A 13,903-nucleotide genomic window follows, 5' to 3' on the forward strand; every position below is an offset into this window, starting at 1 on the left:
ACTCCAGAAATAAAAATGCCGCGCGCCGGGGCTTGCCCATGCGCATCGGTCAGTAAAACGTTTCAAGGCCAGTAGATATTCAGCAGCCTTATGACCGATGCTGTTCGGTCATCCGCGCAACTCTAGAACACGGCATATGCTGAATGTTTACTGGTCCGGGCATTGTGTATCTTGCCCGAAGGCCGCCCTGTCATAGCCAATGTGGAGGCGAATGACCAGCTTTGTGCGCGCCATGCGGGGTTGATTTTTCTGCAATGCGGGCTGTTTGCGCTAAACTTTGTATAAAGTCAATGTTTGTGTTGCGCTGCAATGCCCGGAAATCGGGGTCTTTGGTAACGTAAAACGGGACGACAACGGATTGTTGCCGTCCCGTGAAATCTTTGCAGATGGCGCTGAATGCCACCAGTTTCCGGTCAGATGACCTTTGCGGTCAGTTCCTTAAGGTCCGCATCCGGGCGCGCGCCCATATGCGAAATCACCTCGGATGCGCAAATCGCACCAAGCTGCCCGCAAACCGGAAGTTCGTGACCCTGGGTATAGCCATACAGGAAGCCTGATGCGAACAGATCGCCGGCACCTGTGGTATCGACCACCTTGGCGACCGGTTCGGCGCTGATTTCGTGAAGTTCGTTCTCGGCAACGATAACCGCGCCTTTTTCACCACGGGTCAGGGCTGCGACCTTGCAATGTTTGCGAACTTCGGCCAGTGCCTCTTCAAAGGTGTCGACTTCGTAAAGCGACTTGATTTCTTCTTCGTTGGCAAACAGCACGTCGATATGGTGATGAACCAGATCGCGGAATGAATCGCGGTGACGGTCAACACAGAATGAATCAGACAGGCTGATGGAAACCTGTCGACCGGCCTCATGGGCGACCTTGGCCGCTTTGACAAAGGCTTCCTTGGCTTCGGGGCGATCCCACAGATAGCCTTCCATATATGTGACTTTGGCCGACTTGATCAGATCTTCGTCGATATCTTCCGGGCCAAGCTCGGTGCAGGCACCAAGGAAGGTGTTCATGGTGCGATGACCATCCGGGGTGACAAAGATCAGGCAGCGCGCGGTCGGCGAACCGGCCGTGGCCGGTGCGGAATTGAACTGAACGCCAATTGCACGGATATCGTGGCGGAAAACCTGGCCAAGCTGGTCGTCGCGGACCTTGCCGATATAGGCACCCTTGCCGCCAAGGGCTGCGATGCCGGCCATGGTGTTGCCTGCCGACCCGCCGGACATTTCCATGCCCGGGCCCATCTGTTCATACAGACTGTCTGCGGTTTCCGCGTCAATCAGGGTCATGGAGTTTTTGACAAGCTTCAGACGGGTCAGGTCTTCTTCCTTGCAATGGGCAAGGACATCAACAATGGCGTTGCCAATACCGACGACGTCGACTGTGGTGTCGTTCATATAGTTCATTCCTGCAATTTGTTCGGTTTGAACGGCACCGTATTGAACCCGGTTGACCGCACAGGCGGGCCAATCTGGCAGATGGCCATGATCAGGCGCCTAAAAACTGACTGGCGCGGAGTATATGCATTGCTGTTCACGGTGCAAGTGTCGCGACCGTTTCGTGGCCGGTTGTTTAACCTGCCGTTAACAACCGAAAAAACTGCAAAAGATGTTTTTTTAAGGCGCTGTCACCACGAAATTCGATCTGAATCCGGTTTCAATTTCGTTCTTCGGGTCGATGACGGTTACGTCGGTCCGGTCGCCATCGCATGTCTATGGTCAAAAGCCCCGATTTCCGGGGCTTTGCGCATTCTTCAGGGTTTTCTGATGCACGAAGTGGTCAGATCGCCGAAATTAGGCAAAAAATACCGAAACAAGCATTTTTTGATGATTTTGTGCCCTATAATCACCGGCATTCAGTGATCTTGAAAAACCGGACGGACCAGTTTGTTTGTATTTAGATTTAAAAATAATAGCCTAATTAATAATTTATAGGATTATTTATTTAATTCTATATCGGAAAATAAGCCATTTCACATGGATTTTCATGATCCGAGCTTATAAAGGTCGTGCAAGGCCAGATGACGGAATCTGGCCGCATTTCACCCGACGAGCACAGGTGATTTTGGGGAAATCAGGAATTCAGATCGGGGAAAAGCGGGATCGGCGCGTTGGATTTTTGCTGTGGATCGCTGCGCGATTGATCGGAACTTTCCGATGGTGCGGAAATCCCGGTCGGATCATCCTGATTGGCGACTTCCCGTTCAAGCCGTTCGCGCAATTCTTCGATCACGGCTTCGATCCGGGCGCGATGAAGCGGGTCGTCACAACGCATGACAAACTGTTCAAACGCGCCAAGTGCCATATGGTCCTGATCAAGACGCGCATAAAGCGCACCAAGCTGATGCCAAAGCCCTTCATGGTCGGGCGCGATCAGCAAACTGTGTTCGATCACACGGGTCGCAAGGGCCAGTTCACCTGCGCGCAGGGCCCGGACCTTTATATTGTTTTGAAGTCGTAACAATATATCGACATTGCTTGTCGGGCGATAGTGGCGGGGCTCAAGTTCGGCATCAAGCCCGCTAAAGGATTTCAGCAATTCGCGCAATTCTGCGGGTCCAAGGGTAATGCCCCCGTGGAACGGATCGATCATGCGGCGTTTGCCATTGGCCTGGACCCGCAACAGGAAATGGCCGGGGAAATCGATCCCGGTGATGGTAATGCCGCATCGTTCGGCCGCATGGATGTAAAGCAATCCCAGTGCAACCGGCAGGCCGCGTTTGCGTTCAATGACTTGCAACAGGTCGGCATTGGCCATGTCATCGTAATTTTCCATGTCGCCCTGAAAGCCGTTGCGTTCGGCAATCACTGTCTGAAGGCCTTTGACCACCTGTTCAATGGTCGGTTCGGCTTCCTTGTCGTCGACCGGAAGGCCCGCAATATCGGACAATGTGACAAAGTCCGGTTGCAGGGTTATGCGGGCCAGTTCGGCCCGCAGCTGGTCGGCAAGGTCATCGAGATGACGAAGATATGGCGCGATATCGCGTTTCTGACCGTCTTCTGCCAGATTGAGCCGGGCAAAATGAAGGGCTGCCTCCGCCACGCTGGCGTCAGGTTTTTGGCCCTTGGCGTAATCGACAAGCCATTGGCGGTCCGGATCGGTCGGTGCGATGATGTGGCTTACGGTACTAATTGATCAGGTCCCTTGCCGGTTGATGTCATCTTTCAGGCGGATGTGACTGACCACGCGTTTTACATAGCTGGTTTCACGCGCATGCGAAATAACCCGTTCACGTTCGCGTTCGTTCTGGGCAATGCCCATCAGATGCACTGTACCGTTTACGGTCTCGATGCTGTAATTGATCGCGAAAACATCGCCATCAAACATCAGCGCGGTCTTGATCCGTGTGGTGATGATCAGATCGCCGGCACTGTCCATCAGTGACATGCCCGATCCGACATCAATTTCGTTGATGACGCTTCTGACGCCATCGACCTGCCAGCTTAATCGTACCGCTTCAAGCTGATCTGCGACGGACGGTACACGACCGGCCAGCAGGACTTCGCCTTCGACAACTTCGATTTCGATATCGAGAAACAGTTTCTCATCTTTTGACAGAAATTTCTGCCAGATTTCTGCGGTAATCGCGGTGTCACTGACGGCACCGTCAAGACCACGTTCCTGAAGGGCTGCAACCCCGGCCGTGGCCCCGGCACCGATTACAAGCGATGTGCATCCCGACAACGGCAAAAGACAGAACCCGGCCAATACCAGATACCTGACCGCGCGCAAATGACGGTTGGCATGATCTGGCGGTCTGGTGGTCAGATGCCATTCAATGTCCGTTTCTGACGACATATGGTGATGTCTCGCCCCCGATTCCCTCAGTCTTCCGGGTGCAATCATCGCGCCTTGGGGTTAAAGAGTTTTAAAATCCCGACCAGTTTATCAGCAAAAATGCATCTTTTTGCATATTGATCGGAACGGGATGGCTTCAATGCGCCCTTTTCGCGATCAATCCGGCCCAGCGTCCGGGTGTCACGCCATAGGTCTGGCGAAAATGCCGGTTGAAGTGGCTTTGATCTGAAAACCCGGTTTCGGCCGCAATCCCGGCCAGCGGTTGCCCCAGAACCATCAATGCCCGGGCCTTTTGCAGGCGGCGCATCATCAGATAGCGATACGGGGTCGTGCCAAACCGGGCCCGGAAATGCCGGATCAGGCGATAGCGGTCCATATCGGCAATCTGTTCAAGTTCATCGGACTGGACCGGTCGGTCAAAATTGTCTTCCAGAAAGGCGCGGACCTGATCCATGCGTGCAGCGGCGTTAAAGCGCGGCTGCTTTAACGGTGATTTGCCATGAAGTGACAGGCGCTGGGCAATATCGGCGACAAACTGGTCACGCAGCATGGGATCAACATCGCAATCAAGTTCGCCCAGAACCGATGCCAGAACCGACCATAAAACCCGATCATTGATCACCGGTTCACCGACAAAGGGCAGGGGATCGGACTCATGATCCAGACCGCTGCGCAAAAGCGCCGGTTCAAGATACAGCATGCGGTATTGCAATCCGTCTTCGGTGCCCGCCCCGCCATCATGAATTTCGTCGGGATGCAGGATAATGACATTGCCCGGATTGCTGGCGCGAAATTCCCCGCGATAGTTAAAGGTTTGCACACCCTGCATGGTGATGCCCAGCGCATAGGTGTCATGGCGGTGCGGGCTGAACATATTGCCATAAAACCGAGCTTCGATCCGTTCGATCCCGTCGCTGGTCGGGGCGGCGATAAAGCGTTCATGCTTTTTGCACAAACGTTCAATACCGGGATCGGTGCTTTGATCTACTGCTTCTTTCATCACCTGATTATCCGACCCGTTGGAGAACGCATATGTTTGACACCAAAGTCGCGCTGGTCTTGCGCAATGATCTTGAAGCCTGGCAATCGCTGAATGTGACGGCCTTTCTGATGAGCGGCATCGTCGCCCAGACGCCCGATATCATCGGCGAACCCTATATCGATGCGAAGCAAAATATTTACAATCCGCTATCGCGGCAACCGGCGATTGTTCTGGCCGCAGACCAGGCGACCCTGACCAAAATCCATCGCCGGGTGCTTGATCGCGGTGTCAGGGCATCGGCCTATATCGAAGAAATGTTTGCCACCGGCCATGATGCGGCCAATCGCGAAGTATTTGCCGCTGTAGATCCCGAACAGGCCAAATTTGTCGGCATCGGCATTCATGCTGATAAGCGCATTGTCGATAAAATCACCAAGGGCGCAAAGATGCATCCCTAGGGGCATGACGACGGTTGTAGCTAGCTGGCATGCCAGGCATTGCTAAGATGTTCGACCCGCACAAGACCGTGCACCATCATCAGATCGAACCGAAGATCGCCGTCATGGCCAATTTGCCCGGCATAGCTTTCAAGGGCGCGGGCAATTCGGACCTGCTGACGGGGACGCAGTGCAAACAGCGATGTTTCCCGGTCGGGCCGGTTTTTGACTTCGATTGCAATCAGGACTTTGCCGCGCCGGGCGATGATATCAATTTCTCCGACCGGGCTTTTATGGCGCGTTGCAAGGATGCGATATCCCTTCAGACGTAGAAACAGGGCACACAGCATTTCTGCGCGGCGTCCGGCCTTTTCCGCCCGCTTGCGACTTGATTGTTGATCAGGTGCGCGGCGGGTCCGGGGCATGGCTACTCCGTCTTGGCCAGTTCAAGGGCGCGATTGTAAAGATCACGCTTCTTAAGGCCGGTTTCGCGGGCCAGGATATCGGCGGCATCCTTGGTCCGATGAGTTTTGATCAGATCAAGCAGCCGCGCATCAATGTCTTCGGGGCTGGGTTCGTTATCCGCATCATTGGCCGGGCCGACAATGATCACGATTTCGCCTTTTGGGGCGCCGGCTTCTTCGTAATGGGCGGCAAGTTCATCAAGGGTGCCATTACGGACTTCCTCGAACATCTTGGTCAGTTCGCGGGTCACAGCGGCTTCGCGTGATCCGCCCAGAACCCGGGCCATATCGGCAAGGCTTGCAGCAAGACGTTTGGGACTTTCAAGAAAAATCAGGCTGCCCGGAATGGCGGTAAAACGGGACAGTTCCTTTTGCCGGGCCATGGTTTTGGGCGGCAGGAAACCGGCATAAAAGAAATGATCGCTTGGCAATCCTGAAAGGATCAACGCGACAATTGGCGAAGATGCGCCCGGTGCGGCCGTGACGTTAAAGCCTTCTGCTTTGCAATCGCGTACAAGCTTGTAGCCCGGATCATTGATCAGGGGCGTTCCCGCATCGGAAATCAGCGCCAGTCCCTGACCCTTGCCAAGGCGCTCCATGATTTCCGGGCGCATCTTGGCGGCGTTATGTTCGTGATAGGCGATTCGCTTGGTCTTGACGCCATAGCGTGACAGCAATTTGCCCGATGTCCGGGTATCCTCGCACAGGATAACATCGGCCCTTTTAAGGATTTCGAGCGCCCTGAACGTAATATCGCCCAAATTTCCGATTGGAGTAGCGACAAGATAAAGACCCGATGAAAGTGGCAAATGGCTTTCATCATGTTTACTTGCATCCTCGCCCGCATTACCCTGCGTGCGAAACGACTTATCTGGAGGTGAGAGTGGGTTGTCCGAAACGTCATCCGTCACAGAATCGGATGCAGAACGAGGCGCTGCCGCGTCAGGCGTTGCAGAATCTGAATGGGGGTTCGACCTGGGGCCGGATTGCACGCCGGACGGCATCAGTTGTTGTCCTCTCTGTCGGGCTTGCCGCATGTAATGCGACCACGAGTATCACGGACCTGTTTGGTACGCAACGTGGCGCCCCGGTCGAAACAGCCAATCAACCCGCTGTCGACCCGACAGGCGCCCCTGATCAGGGGCTGATCCCTGATGCCAATCCATGGCCAAGTGACGCCGCCCTTCCCGAAGGCGAGGGTGTCGAGCTTCCGACCCTTTATAACGATGAAGCCGCAGTCTTTGAAAAGCGGGTTGCGCTTTTGCTGCCGCTTTCCGGGCAGCATGCCGATCTTGGTCGTGCCATGCGCCATGCGGCCGAACTTGCAATGTTTGACATTGCCGGGGATGATTTTGTCCTGATGCCGATCGATACGGCGGGTACCTATCAGGGCGGGCAAAATGCCGCACGCCAGGCGGTTGATGCCGGTGCGAAAATGATCCTTGGTCCGCTGTTTTCCGAATCGGTCAGCGGGGCCAGCGAAGTTGCCAAGGCCGCCAACGTTCCGGTCATTGCCTTTTCCAACAACCGGCGTGTTGCTGAAAACGGTGTTTGGGTCAGTGGCCTGATCCCTGAAGACCAGATTGCGCGTGCTGTCGGATATGCCACAACACAGGGCCATTTCCGGTTCGCCGCCCTGTTGCCGCAAAATGATTATGGTCGCCAGATCGCCAGTGCCCTGAACGGGGTGGTGTCGCGTGTTGGCGGATCGCTGGGACGGGTGGCGTTCTATCAGCCCGGCTCGGAAAGTCTGCAACAGACCATTCGCGATTTTGCCAATTACGATGCGCGTCGCGCCAATCTGCGCGCCCACAAGGCCCAGCTTGAAGCTGATGGCAGTGCCGGGGCAAAGCGGGCGCTGCGCCGTCTTGAAGGCGTCGACACCTTTGGCGAGCTTGATTTTGATGCGTTGATCCTGCCGGCAACCGGTGGCGATCTGCGTCAGGTATCGGCCCTTCTGGCCTATTTTGATATTGATCCGTCGGTTGTTCAGTTCATCGGGACCTTTGGCTGGAATGATCCCGGCCTGTTTGCGGAACCGGCCCTTAAGGGTGGTATTTTTGCCGCCCCCAATCCGGAAAACTGGAACCTGTTTGCCAACCGGTTTGAACGCACCTTTGGCAGCCAGCCGCCGCGCATTTCAAGTCTGGCCTATGACAGTGCTGCACTGGCGGCATTGATGGCACGTGATGAAAACGGGATTACGCGCGATGCGCTGACCAACCCAAGCGGCTTTGTCGGGGTTGATGGGATTTTCCGTCTGACGGCTGATGGCCAGTCCGAACGCGGCTATGCCATCATGCAGATCCAGCCGGATGGTGCAAAGGTCATTGCGCCGGCGCCGGCAACCTTTGACCAGGTATTCTGATCTTCTGATCTGATCGCTGCCTGGCCTGTTTTTAAACGCCTGCCGGATTATGCTTCGGCAGGCGTTTTGTCTTTGAAATTGCACAGATCATTGACGATGCAGTCGCCACAGCGCGGCTTGCGCGCCTTGCAGATATAGCGCCCATGCAGGATCAGCCAGTGATGGGCATGGGTCATGAAGCGTGCCGGCACCTTTTTCAAAAGAGCCTTTTCAACAGCCAGAACCGTTTTGCCATTGGCCATGCCGGTGCGATTGCCCAGCCGGAAAATGTGGGTATCAACTGCCATGGTATGTTCGCCCCAGGCGATATTGCGCACGACATTGGCGGTCTTGCGCCCGACACCGGGTAATTCTTCAAGGGCTTCCTGATCATTGGGAACCACCCCGCCATGCTTTTCGACCAGAATTTTGGCTGCTGCCATGACGTTCTTGGCCTTGCCGCGATAAAGCCCGATCGTCTTGATATGATCAATCAGTGCTTCTTCGCCCAGATCAAGCATGTCTTGGGGTGTTTCAACGATCTGAAACAGCTTTTTGGTCGCCTTGTTGACCCCGACATCGGTTGCCTGTGCCGACAGGGCAACAGCCACAAGCAGGGTATAGGGATTGGTGTAATCGAGTTCGCCTTTGGGTTCGGGATCAGCATCGGACAGACGCTGGAAAAATTCTTCAATGGCGGCTTTGCTCATCGGGCGGGCCATGGACTTTAGCTCTCTTTTTTGGCGGGCTGTTTTCAGCCGATTTGGGGATGCACATGTGTCAAAGCATGGCGTCCCTGATCCGATCTCCTGTGCGGACATTATATATAAGGGATAAGACGAAAAATCGAATTTTGATTACACGACATCCTGTGCTGTACGCACCATATAAGGAAAACAGCAGCAGGCCCGTTCAGATATACAGGTAAGTGAAATGCCCGCCGTCCCGCGCAGTGCCAAGCCGATCTATCGGGTGGATTTGTTTCCGCCGCGGTCGCTTTCGCGCCGGGCTGCGCGCAATATTGTCCTGATGCTGGCTGCGTTGACGACAAGTATCGGTCTGGTTTTCTGGTCGGTCGGGGCCTGGCCGGTGATCGGGTTTCTCGGCGTGGATGTGGTGTTGCTGTCGTTGGCCTTTCATTTCAGCTTCCGCTCGGCCCGGCAGGAAGAACGCATCGAACTCAGCCCGGCCAATCTTCGCGTAACCCGCATTTCGGTCCGGGGCGATCGTCAGGAATTTGATTTTCAGCCCTATTGGCTGCGCGTTGTTCTGGAACGCGGCGAAGACGATCAATGTGCGCTGTTTTTGCAAACACATGGCAAAAGCTTCGAAATTGCCGGCTTTTTGGGGGCAGATGAAAAGGCTGATCTGGCCTGTCAGCTCGAAGCGGTATTGCGCCATACCCGCTGTAATCCCTCGGATATTCCGCTTCAATCCCCGTAAAATTCTGTGATTTGACGGAATTGCAACCCGGTTATGAGCGATTTGAAAAGCCCGGTTTTGACACTGAAAATCGGCTCGAAATCGCCCAAATGGCGTGGCAATCGCGATGATATTGCCCGCGATTGGATAAAAATTGCATTTTTAAGGTAAAAAACACCCAAGATTCCACTCTTTGACCGCTTGCGACTTTGTGGGGACTTTCATATATAGGTGCGCGGGGTCATGCAGAGACCCCAGAAAAATTACGTGTATTACAACCATTGGTCCCAGGAGGTCCTGCGCGGCGCTTCGGTTTGAAGGCTGCGGGACGGACCGGCCGCTAAAAGAGGAACTTACTATGGGCAAGATTATTGGTATCGACCTTGGCACCACCAACTCGTGCGTTGCAGTCATGGATGGTAAAGAAGGCCGTGTGATTGAAAACAGCGAAGGTGCCCGTACCACCCCGTCAATGGTCGCTTTCACCGACGATGGTGAACGCCTTGTCGGTCAGCCGGCGAAACGCCAGGCTGTGACCAACCCGGAAAATACCCTGTTTGCGATCAAGCGTCTGATCGGCCGTCGTTACGGCGATCCGGAAGTCGAAAAAGACAAAGACCTCGTGCCGTACAAAATCGTCTCGGGCGAAAACGGCGATGCATGGGTTGAAGTCAATGGCGAGAAAATGGCACCGAGCCAGATCGCGGCCATGGTTCTTCAGAAAATGAAGGAAACCGCAGAAGCCCATCTGGGTGAGCCGGTAACCGAAGCCGTGATTACCGTTCCGGCATATTTCAACGACTCCCAGCGCCAGGCGACCAAAGACGCCGGCAAGATTGCGGGTCTTGAAGTCAAACGTATCATCAACGAGCCGACCGCGGCGGCCCTGGCCTATGGCCTGGATAAGAAAGACGGCGGCACCGTGGTTGTGTATGACCTTGGTGGCGGTACCTTCGACGTTTCTGTTCTTGAAATCGGCGATGGCGTCTTCGAAGTCAAATCGACCAACGGTGACACCTTCCTTGGTGGTGAAGACTTCGACAAACAGATCATTGATTACCTTGCTGACGAGTTCAAAAAGGAACAGCAGATCGACCTGCGCAAGGACCGTCTGGCCCTGCAGCGTCTGAAAGAAGCTGCTGAAAAAGCCAAGATCGAGCTGTCCTCGTCGATGCAGACCGATGTGAACCTGCCGTTCATCACCGCTGATGCATCCGGTCCGAAGCACCTGAACATCAAGCTGTCGCGTGCGAAGCTTGAAGGTCTGGTTTCCGATCTGATCGAACGCACCATGACCCCGTGCAAAGCGGCTCTGAAAGACGCCGGTATTACCGCAGGTGAAATCGACGACGTTATTCTGGTCGGTGGCATGACCCGTATGCCGAAGGTCCAGGAACGCGTTAAGGAGTTCTTCGGTCGTGAACCGCACAAAGGTGTGAACCCGGACGAAGTTGTTGCCCTTGGTGCCGCAATTCAGGGTGGTGTTCTGCAGGGTGACGTCAAAGACGTTCTTCTGCTCGACGTGACCCCGCTGTCGCTTGGTATCGAAACGCTTGGCGGTGTCTTCACGCGCCTGATCGACCGTAACACCACGATCCCGACCCGCAAGTCGCAGACCTTCTCGACCGCTGAAGACAACCAGACGGCCGTGACCATCCGCGTCTTCCAGGGTGAACGTGAAATGGCGGCTGATAACAAGATGCTCGGCCAGTTTGATCTGGTTGGTATCCCGCCGGCACCGCGCGGTGTTCCGCAGATCGAAGTGACCTTTGACATTGATGCCAACGGTATCGTCAACGTGTCGGCCAAAGACAAGGCGACCAACAAGGAACAGCAGATCCGCATTCAGGCATCTGGTGGTCTTTCGGACGACGAAATCGAAAACATGGTCAAGGATGCGGAAAGCAACGCCGAAGCCGATAAGAAGCGCAAGGCACTTGTCGAAGCCCGCAACCAGGCAGAAGCCGTCATTCATGCCACCGAAAAGAACCTGAACGAGCATGGCGACAAGGTTGATGACTCAACCAAGTCCGACATCGAAAACGCTCTGTCGGCTTTGAAAGAAGCCAAAGACGGTGACGATGCCGAAGCCATCAACGCCAAGGTCAATGAACTTCAGCAGGCTGCAATGAAACTTGGCGAAGCCATGTATCAGGCACAGCAGGCCGAAGAAGGTGCCGAAGGCGATGCAGGCGCATCCGCGTCCCAGGCCGATGACGGCGTTGTTGATGCCGACTTCGAAGAAGTCGATGACAACAAAAAAGACAAGTAAGACGACCGCAGAGGTCGTCTTGAACGACGCCCTGTAAAGAAAAATCGGGCCGTTCCGGACGCAAGGATTGCGGGAACGGCCCGACCGTATTTCGGAGTTACAGATGGCGAAAGAAGATTTTTACGAGCTGTTGGGTGTTTCGAAAGGCGCCAGCGCAGCGGAGCTGAAAAGCGCCTATCGTAAAAAAGCGATGCAGTATCACCCGGACAAGAACCCGGGCGATGCCGAAGCCGAAGTAAAATTCAAACAGGTCAACGAAGCGTACGAAGTTCTCAAGGACGACGAAAAACGCGCAGCCTATGACCGTTTTGGTCACGCAGCCTTTGAACAGGGCGGCCCCGGTGGCGGTGGCGGCTTTGGCGGTGGCTTCGGTGGCGGCGGGTTTGCCGACGTCTTTGACGAGATCTTTGGCGCGATGGGCGGTGGACGCCGTGGTGGCGGGTCATCGCGCGGGGCGGACCTGCGCTATAATATGGCGATCACGCTTGAAGAAGCGTTCGAAGGCAAAAAAGCCGAGATCACCATTCCAGGTTCGGTTTCCTGTGAAAAATGCGATGGCACCGGTGCCGAAGCAGGTTCGCAGCCGGTCAATTGCCCGACCTGTAACGGTCACGGCAGGGTCCGCGCACAGCAGGGCTTCTTTACCATTGAACGCACCTGCCCGAGCTGTCATGGCAAAGGCAAAATCATCAAGAATCCGTGCAAATCCTGTCACGGTGTTGGTCGCGTTGAAAAGGAAAAGACCCTTCAGGTCACCATTCCGGCCGGTGTCGAGGATGGTACGCGCATCCGTCTGGCGGGCGAAGGCGAAGCAGGAACGAACGGGGCACCTCCGGGTGATCTCTATATCTTCCTTGATATCGCCCATCATCGCTTCTTCCAGCGCGAAAGTGCCAACCTTTATTGCCGGATTCCGATCCCGATGAGCAAGGCTGCCCTTGGCGGTACCATCGAGGTCCCGACAATCGAAGGCACGCGCACGCGGATCAACATTCCCGCCGGGACCCAGTCGGGTCAACAGTTGCGTCTGCGCGGCAAGGGCATGACCATCCTGCGTTCGCAGGCCCGCGGTGATATGTTTGTTGAAATCAGTGTCGAAACGCCGGTCAATCTGACAGAACGTCAGAAGGAACTGCTTGAAGAATTCGACGAGATTTCCCGCGAAGAGGGCTCAAGCCCGGAAAGCGAAGGCTTCTTTTCCAAGATGAAAGAAATCTGGAAAGATCTGACGGACTAAGGTCAGCATCGCTTCAATGAAACGACATGATCAAAACCCCTGACATGCCGGTCAGGGGTTTTGTTTTGCCTGACCGGGGGCTTGTGATAAAGCAAAGGCATAATTTGCAAGCTTTGTTGCTAGGAGACCGGAAATGAAGATCGGGATTGTTGGATGTGCGGGCCGGATGGGCCGGATGCTGGTGAATGAAACTGCCAAAACCAAGGGCTGCGAAGTCGGTGGCGGTACGGATCTTCCCGGAAGTCCGTTCATTGGCAAGGACATCACCCTGATTGCCGGTCTGGAAGAAAGCGGCGTTCTGGTCGGCGATGACGCCAGGGCCTTGTTCGAAGCCGTCGATGCGGTGATTGATTTCACCGCCCCGGCCGCAACCATGAAACACGCGCAGCTGGCTGCTGAAACCGGGACGATCCTTGTGATCGGAACCACCGGGCTTTCCAATGATCAAAAGGACGAGCTGAAAGTTGCCGCCCAGAAGGCCCCGATCATCTTTGCGCCGAATATGAGTGTCGGTGTGAACCTTGCCTTCGCACTGGTCGAAAAGGTTGCAAGTGTCCTAGACAAGGATGTGGCCGATATCGAAATCGTCGAGATGCATCACAAGCACAAGGTCGATGCGCCTTCGGGCACAGCACTTGGCCTTGGCGAGGCCGCGGCAAAAGGCCGGGGTGTCAAACTTGACGATGTGGCGGTTCGCACCCGTGACGGCCATACCGGGGCGCGTGAAGACGGTACCATCGGCTTTGCAACGCTTCGCGGGGGCGATGTGGTTGGCGATCACACGGTTGTCTTTGCCTGTGAAGGCGAACGCATCGAGATCACCCACAAGGCATCATCGCGCGAAGTCTTTGCCAAGGGTGCAGTGCGCGCCGCCAAATGGGCCGAGGGCAAGGCACCGGGCCTTTATTCCATGCGCGAAGTTCTGGGCCTTTGAAGTG

At 55.2% G+C, this 13,903-nt stretch carries 14 protein-coding genes; 7 read left to right on the forward strand and 7 right to left on the reverse strand.

Going from position 1 to position 13,903, the window contains the following annotated elements; translation table 11 throughout:
* Nucleotides 1-413 precede the first annotated feature (413 nt).
* Entirely contained in the window at nt 414-1,403 is a 990-nt protein-coding gene (locus tag SIB88_RS02285) for an adenosine kinase (RefSeq protein WP_114112359.1), read from the reverse strand.
* A 27-nt stretch (nt 1,404-1,430) separates the two neighbouring features.
* Between SIB88_RS02285 and SIB88_RS02290 the strand changes: the two genes are divergently transcribed.
* Nucleotides 1,431-1,868 (forward strand): hypothetical protein, encoded by a 438-nt coding sequence (locus SIB88_RS02290; protein ID WP_412559224.1) that lies wholly within the window; start codon nt 1,431-1,433, stop codon nt 1,866-1,868.
* A gap of 211 nt (nt 1,869-2,079) precedes the next feature.
* On the opposite strand, the gene SIB88_RS02295 is transcribed toward SIB88_RS02290, so the two are convergent.
* The 3 genes from SIB88_RS02295 to SIB88_RS02305 form a co-directional block, all read right to left on the reverse strand.
* Nucleotides 2,080-3,048, reverse strand: a complete 969-nt coding sequence (locus tag SIB88_RS02295; protein ID WP_286886536.1) for a SirB1 family protein — start codon at nt 3,046-3,048, stop codon at nt 2,080-2,082.
* A gap of 93 nt (nt 3,049-3,141) precedes the next feature.
* The gene (locus SIB88_RS02300) at nt 3,142-3,804 is read right to left on the reverse strand and encodes a BON domain-containing protein (RefSeq protein WP_412559225.1); all 663 of its coding nucleotides are present in this window, start codon (nt 3,802-3,804) and stop codon (nt 3,142-3,144) included.
* 136 nt (nt 3,805-3,940) lie between these two features.
* Complete coding sequence (locus tag SIB88_RS02305) at nt 3,941-4,804, reverse strand: AraC family transcriptional regulator (RefSeq protein WP_412559226.1); 864 nt, start codon at nt 4,802-4,804, stop codon at nt 3,941-3,943.
* Nucleotides 4,805-4,836: 32 nt separating this feature from the next.
* Here SIB88_RS02305 and SIB88_RS02310 point away from each other — a divergent pair, with 32 nt between their 5' ends.
* The gene (locus tag SIB88_RS02310; RefSeq protein ID WP_286886541.1) at nt 4,837-5,244 is read left to right on the forward strand and encodes a DUF2000 family protein; all 408 of its coding nucleotides are present in this window, start codon (nt 4,837-4,839) and stop codon (nt 5,242-5,244) included.
* Nucleotides 5,245-5,264: 20 nt separating this feature from the next.
* On the opposite strand, the gene SIB88_RS02315 is transcribed toward SIB88_RS02310, so the two are convergent.
* Entirely contained in the window at nt 5,265-5,648 is a 384-nt protein-coding gene (locus tag SIB88_RS02315) for a YraN family protein (protein WP_412559227.1), read from the reverse strand.
* Between the two features lie 2 nt (nt 5,649-5,650).
* A complete protein-coding gene (rsmI, locus tag SIB88_RS02320; protein WP_287464538.1) occupies nt 5,651-6,496 on the reverse strand; it encodes a 16S rRNA (cytidine(1402)-2'-O)-methyltransferase in 846 nt (281 codons plus the stop codon).
* A gap of 74 nt (nt 6,497-6,570) precedes the next feature.
* Here rsmI and SIB88_RS02325 point away from each other — a divergent pair, with 74 nt between their 5' ends.
* The gene (locus SIB88_RS02325; RefSeq protein WP_228194828.1) at nt 6,571-8,055 is read left to right on the forward strand and encodes a penicillin-binding protein activator; all 1,485 of its coding nucleotides are present in this window, start codon (nt 6,571-6,573) and stop codon (nt 8,053-8,055) included.
* A 47-nt stretch (nt 8,056-8,102) separates the two neighbouring features.
* Here the strand turns inward: SIB88_RS02325 and nth are convergent, their stop codons facing one another.
* Complete coding sequence (gene nth / locus SIB88_RS02330) at nt 8,103-8,744, reverse strand: endonuclease III (protein WP_101246618.1); 642 nt, start codon at nt 8,742-8,744, stop codon at nt 8,103-8,105.
* 223 nt (nt 8,745-8,967) lie between these two features.
* Between nth and SIB88_RS02335 the strand changes: the two genes are divergently transcribed.
* From SIB88_RS02335 to dapB, 4 genes are all read left to right on the forward strand, one after another.
* Complete coding sequence (locus SIB88_RS02335; protein WP_114112075.1) at nt 8,968-9,477, forward strand: DUF2244 domain-containing protein; 510 nt, start codon at nt 8,968-8,970, stop codon at nt 9,475-9,477.
* A gap of 337 nt (nt 9,478-9,814) precedes the next feature.
* Complete coding sequence (gene dnaK, locus SIB88_RS02340; protein WP_101246616.1) at nt 9,815-11,728, forward strand: molecular chaperone DnaK; 1,914 nt, start codon at nt 9,815-9,817, stop codon at nt 11,726-11,728.
* A 103-nt stretch (nt 11,729-11,831) separates the two neighbouring features.
* The gene (dnaJ, locus tag SIB88_RS02345; protein WP_412559228.1) at nt 11,832-12,965 is read left to right on the forward strand and encodes a molecular chaperone DnaJ; all 1,134 of its coding nucleotides are present in this window, start codon (nt 11,832-11,834) and stop codon (nt 12,963-12,965) included.
* 133 nt (nt 12,966-13,098) lie between these two features.
* Nucleotides 13,099-13,899, forward strand: coding sequence for a 4-hydroxy-tetrahydrodipicolinate reductase (gene dapB / locus SIB88_RS02350; RefSeq protein ID WP_412559229.1), 801 nt, complete (start codon nt 13,099-13,101; stop codon nt 13,897-13,899).
* Nucleotides 13,900-13,903: the final 4 nt, after the last annotated feature.

This window comes from Thalassospira sp. MIT121401, assembly GCF_047125595.1.
Classification (GTDB): Bacteria; Pseudomonadota; Alphaproteobacteria; order Rhodospirillales; family Thalassospiraceae; genus Thalassospira; species Thalassospira povalilytica.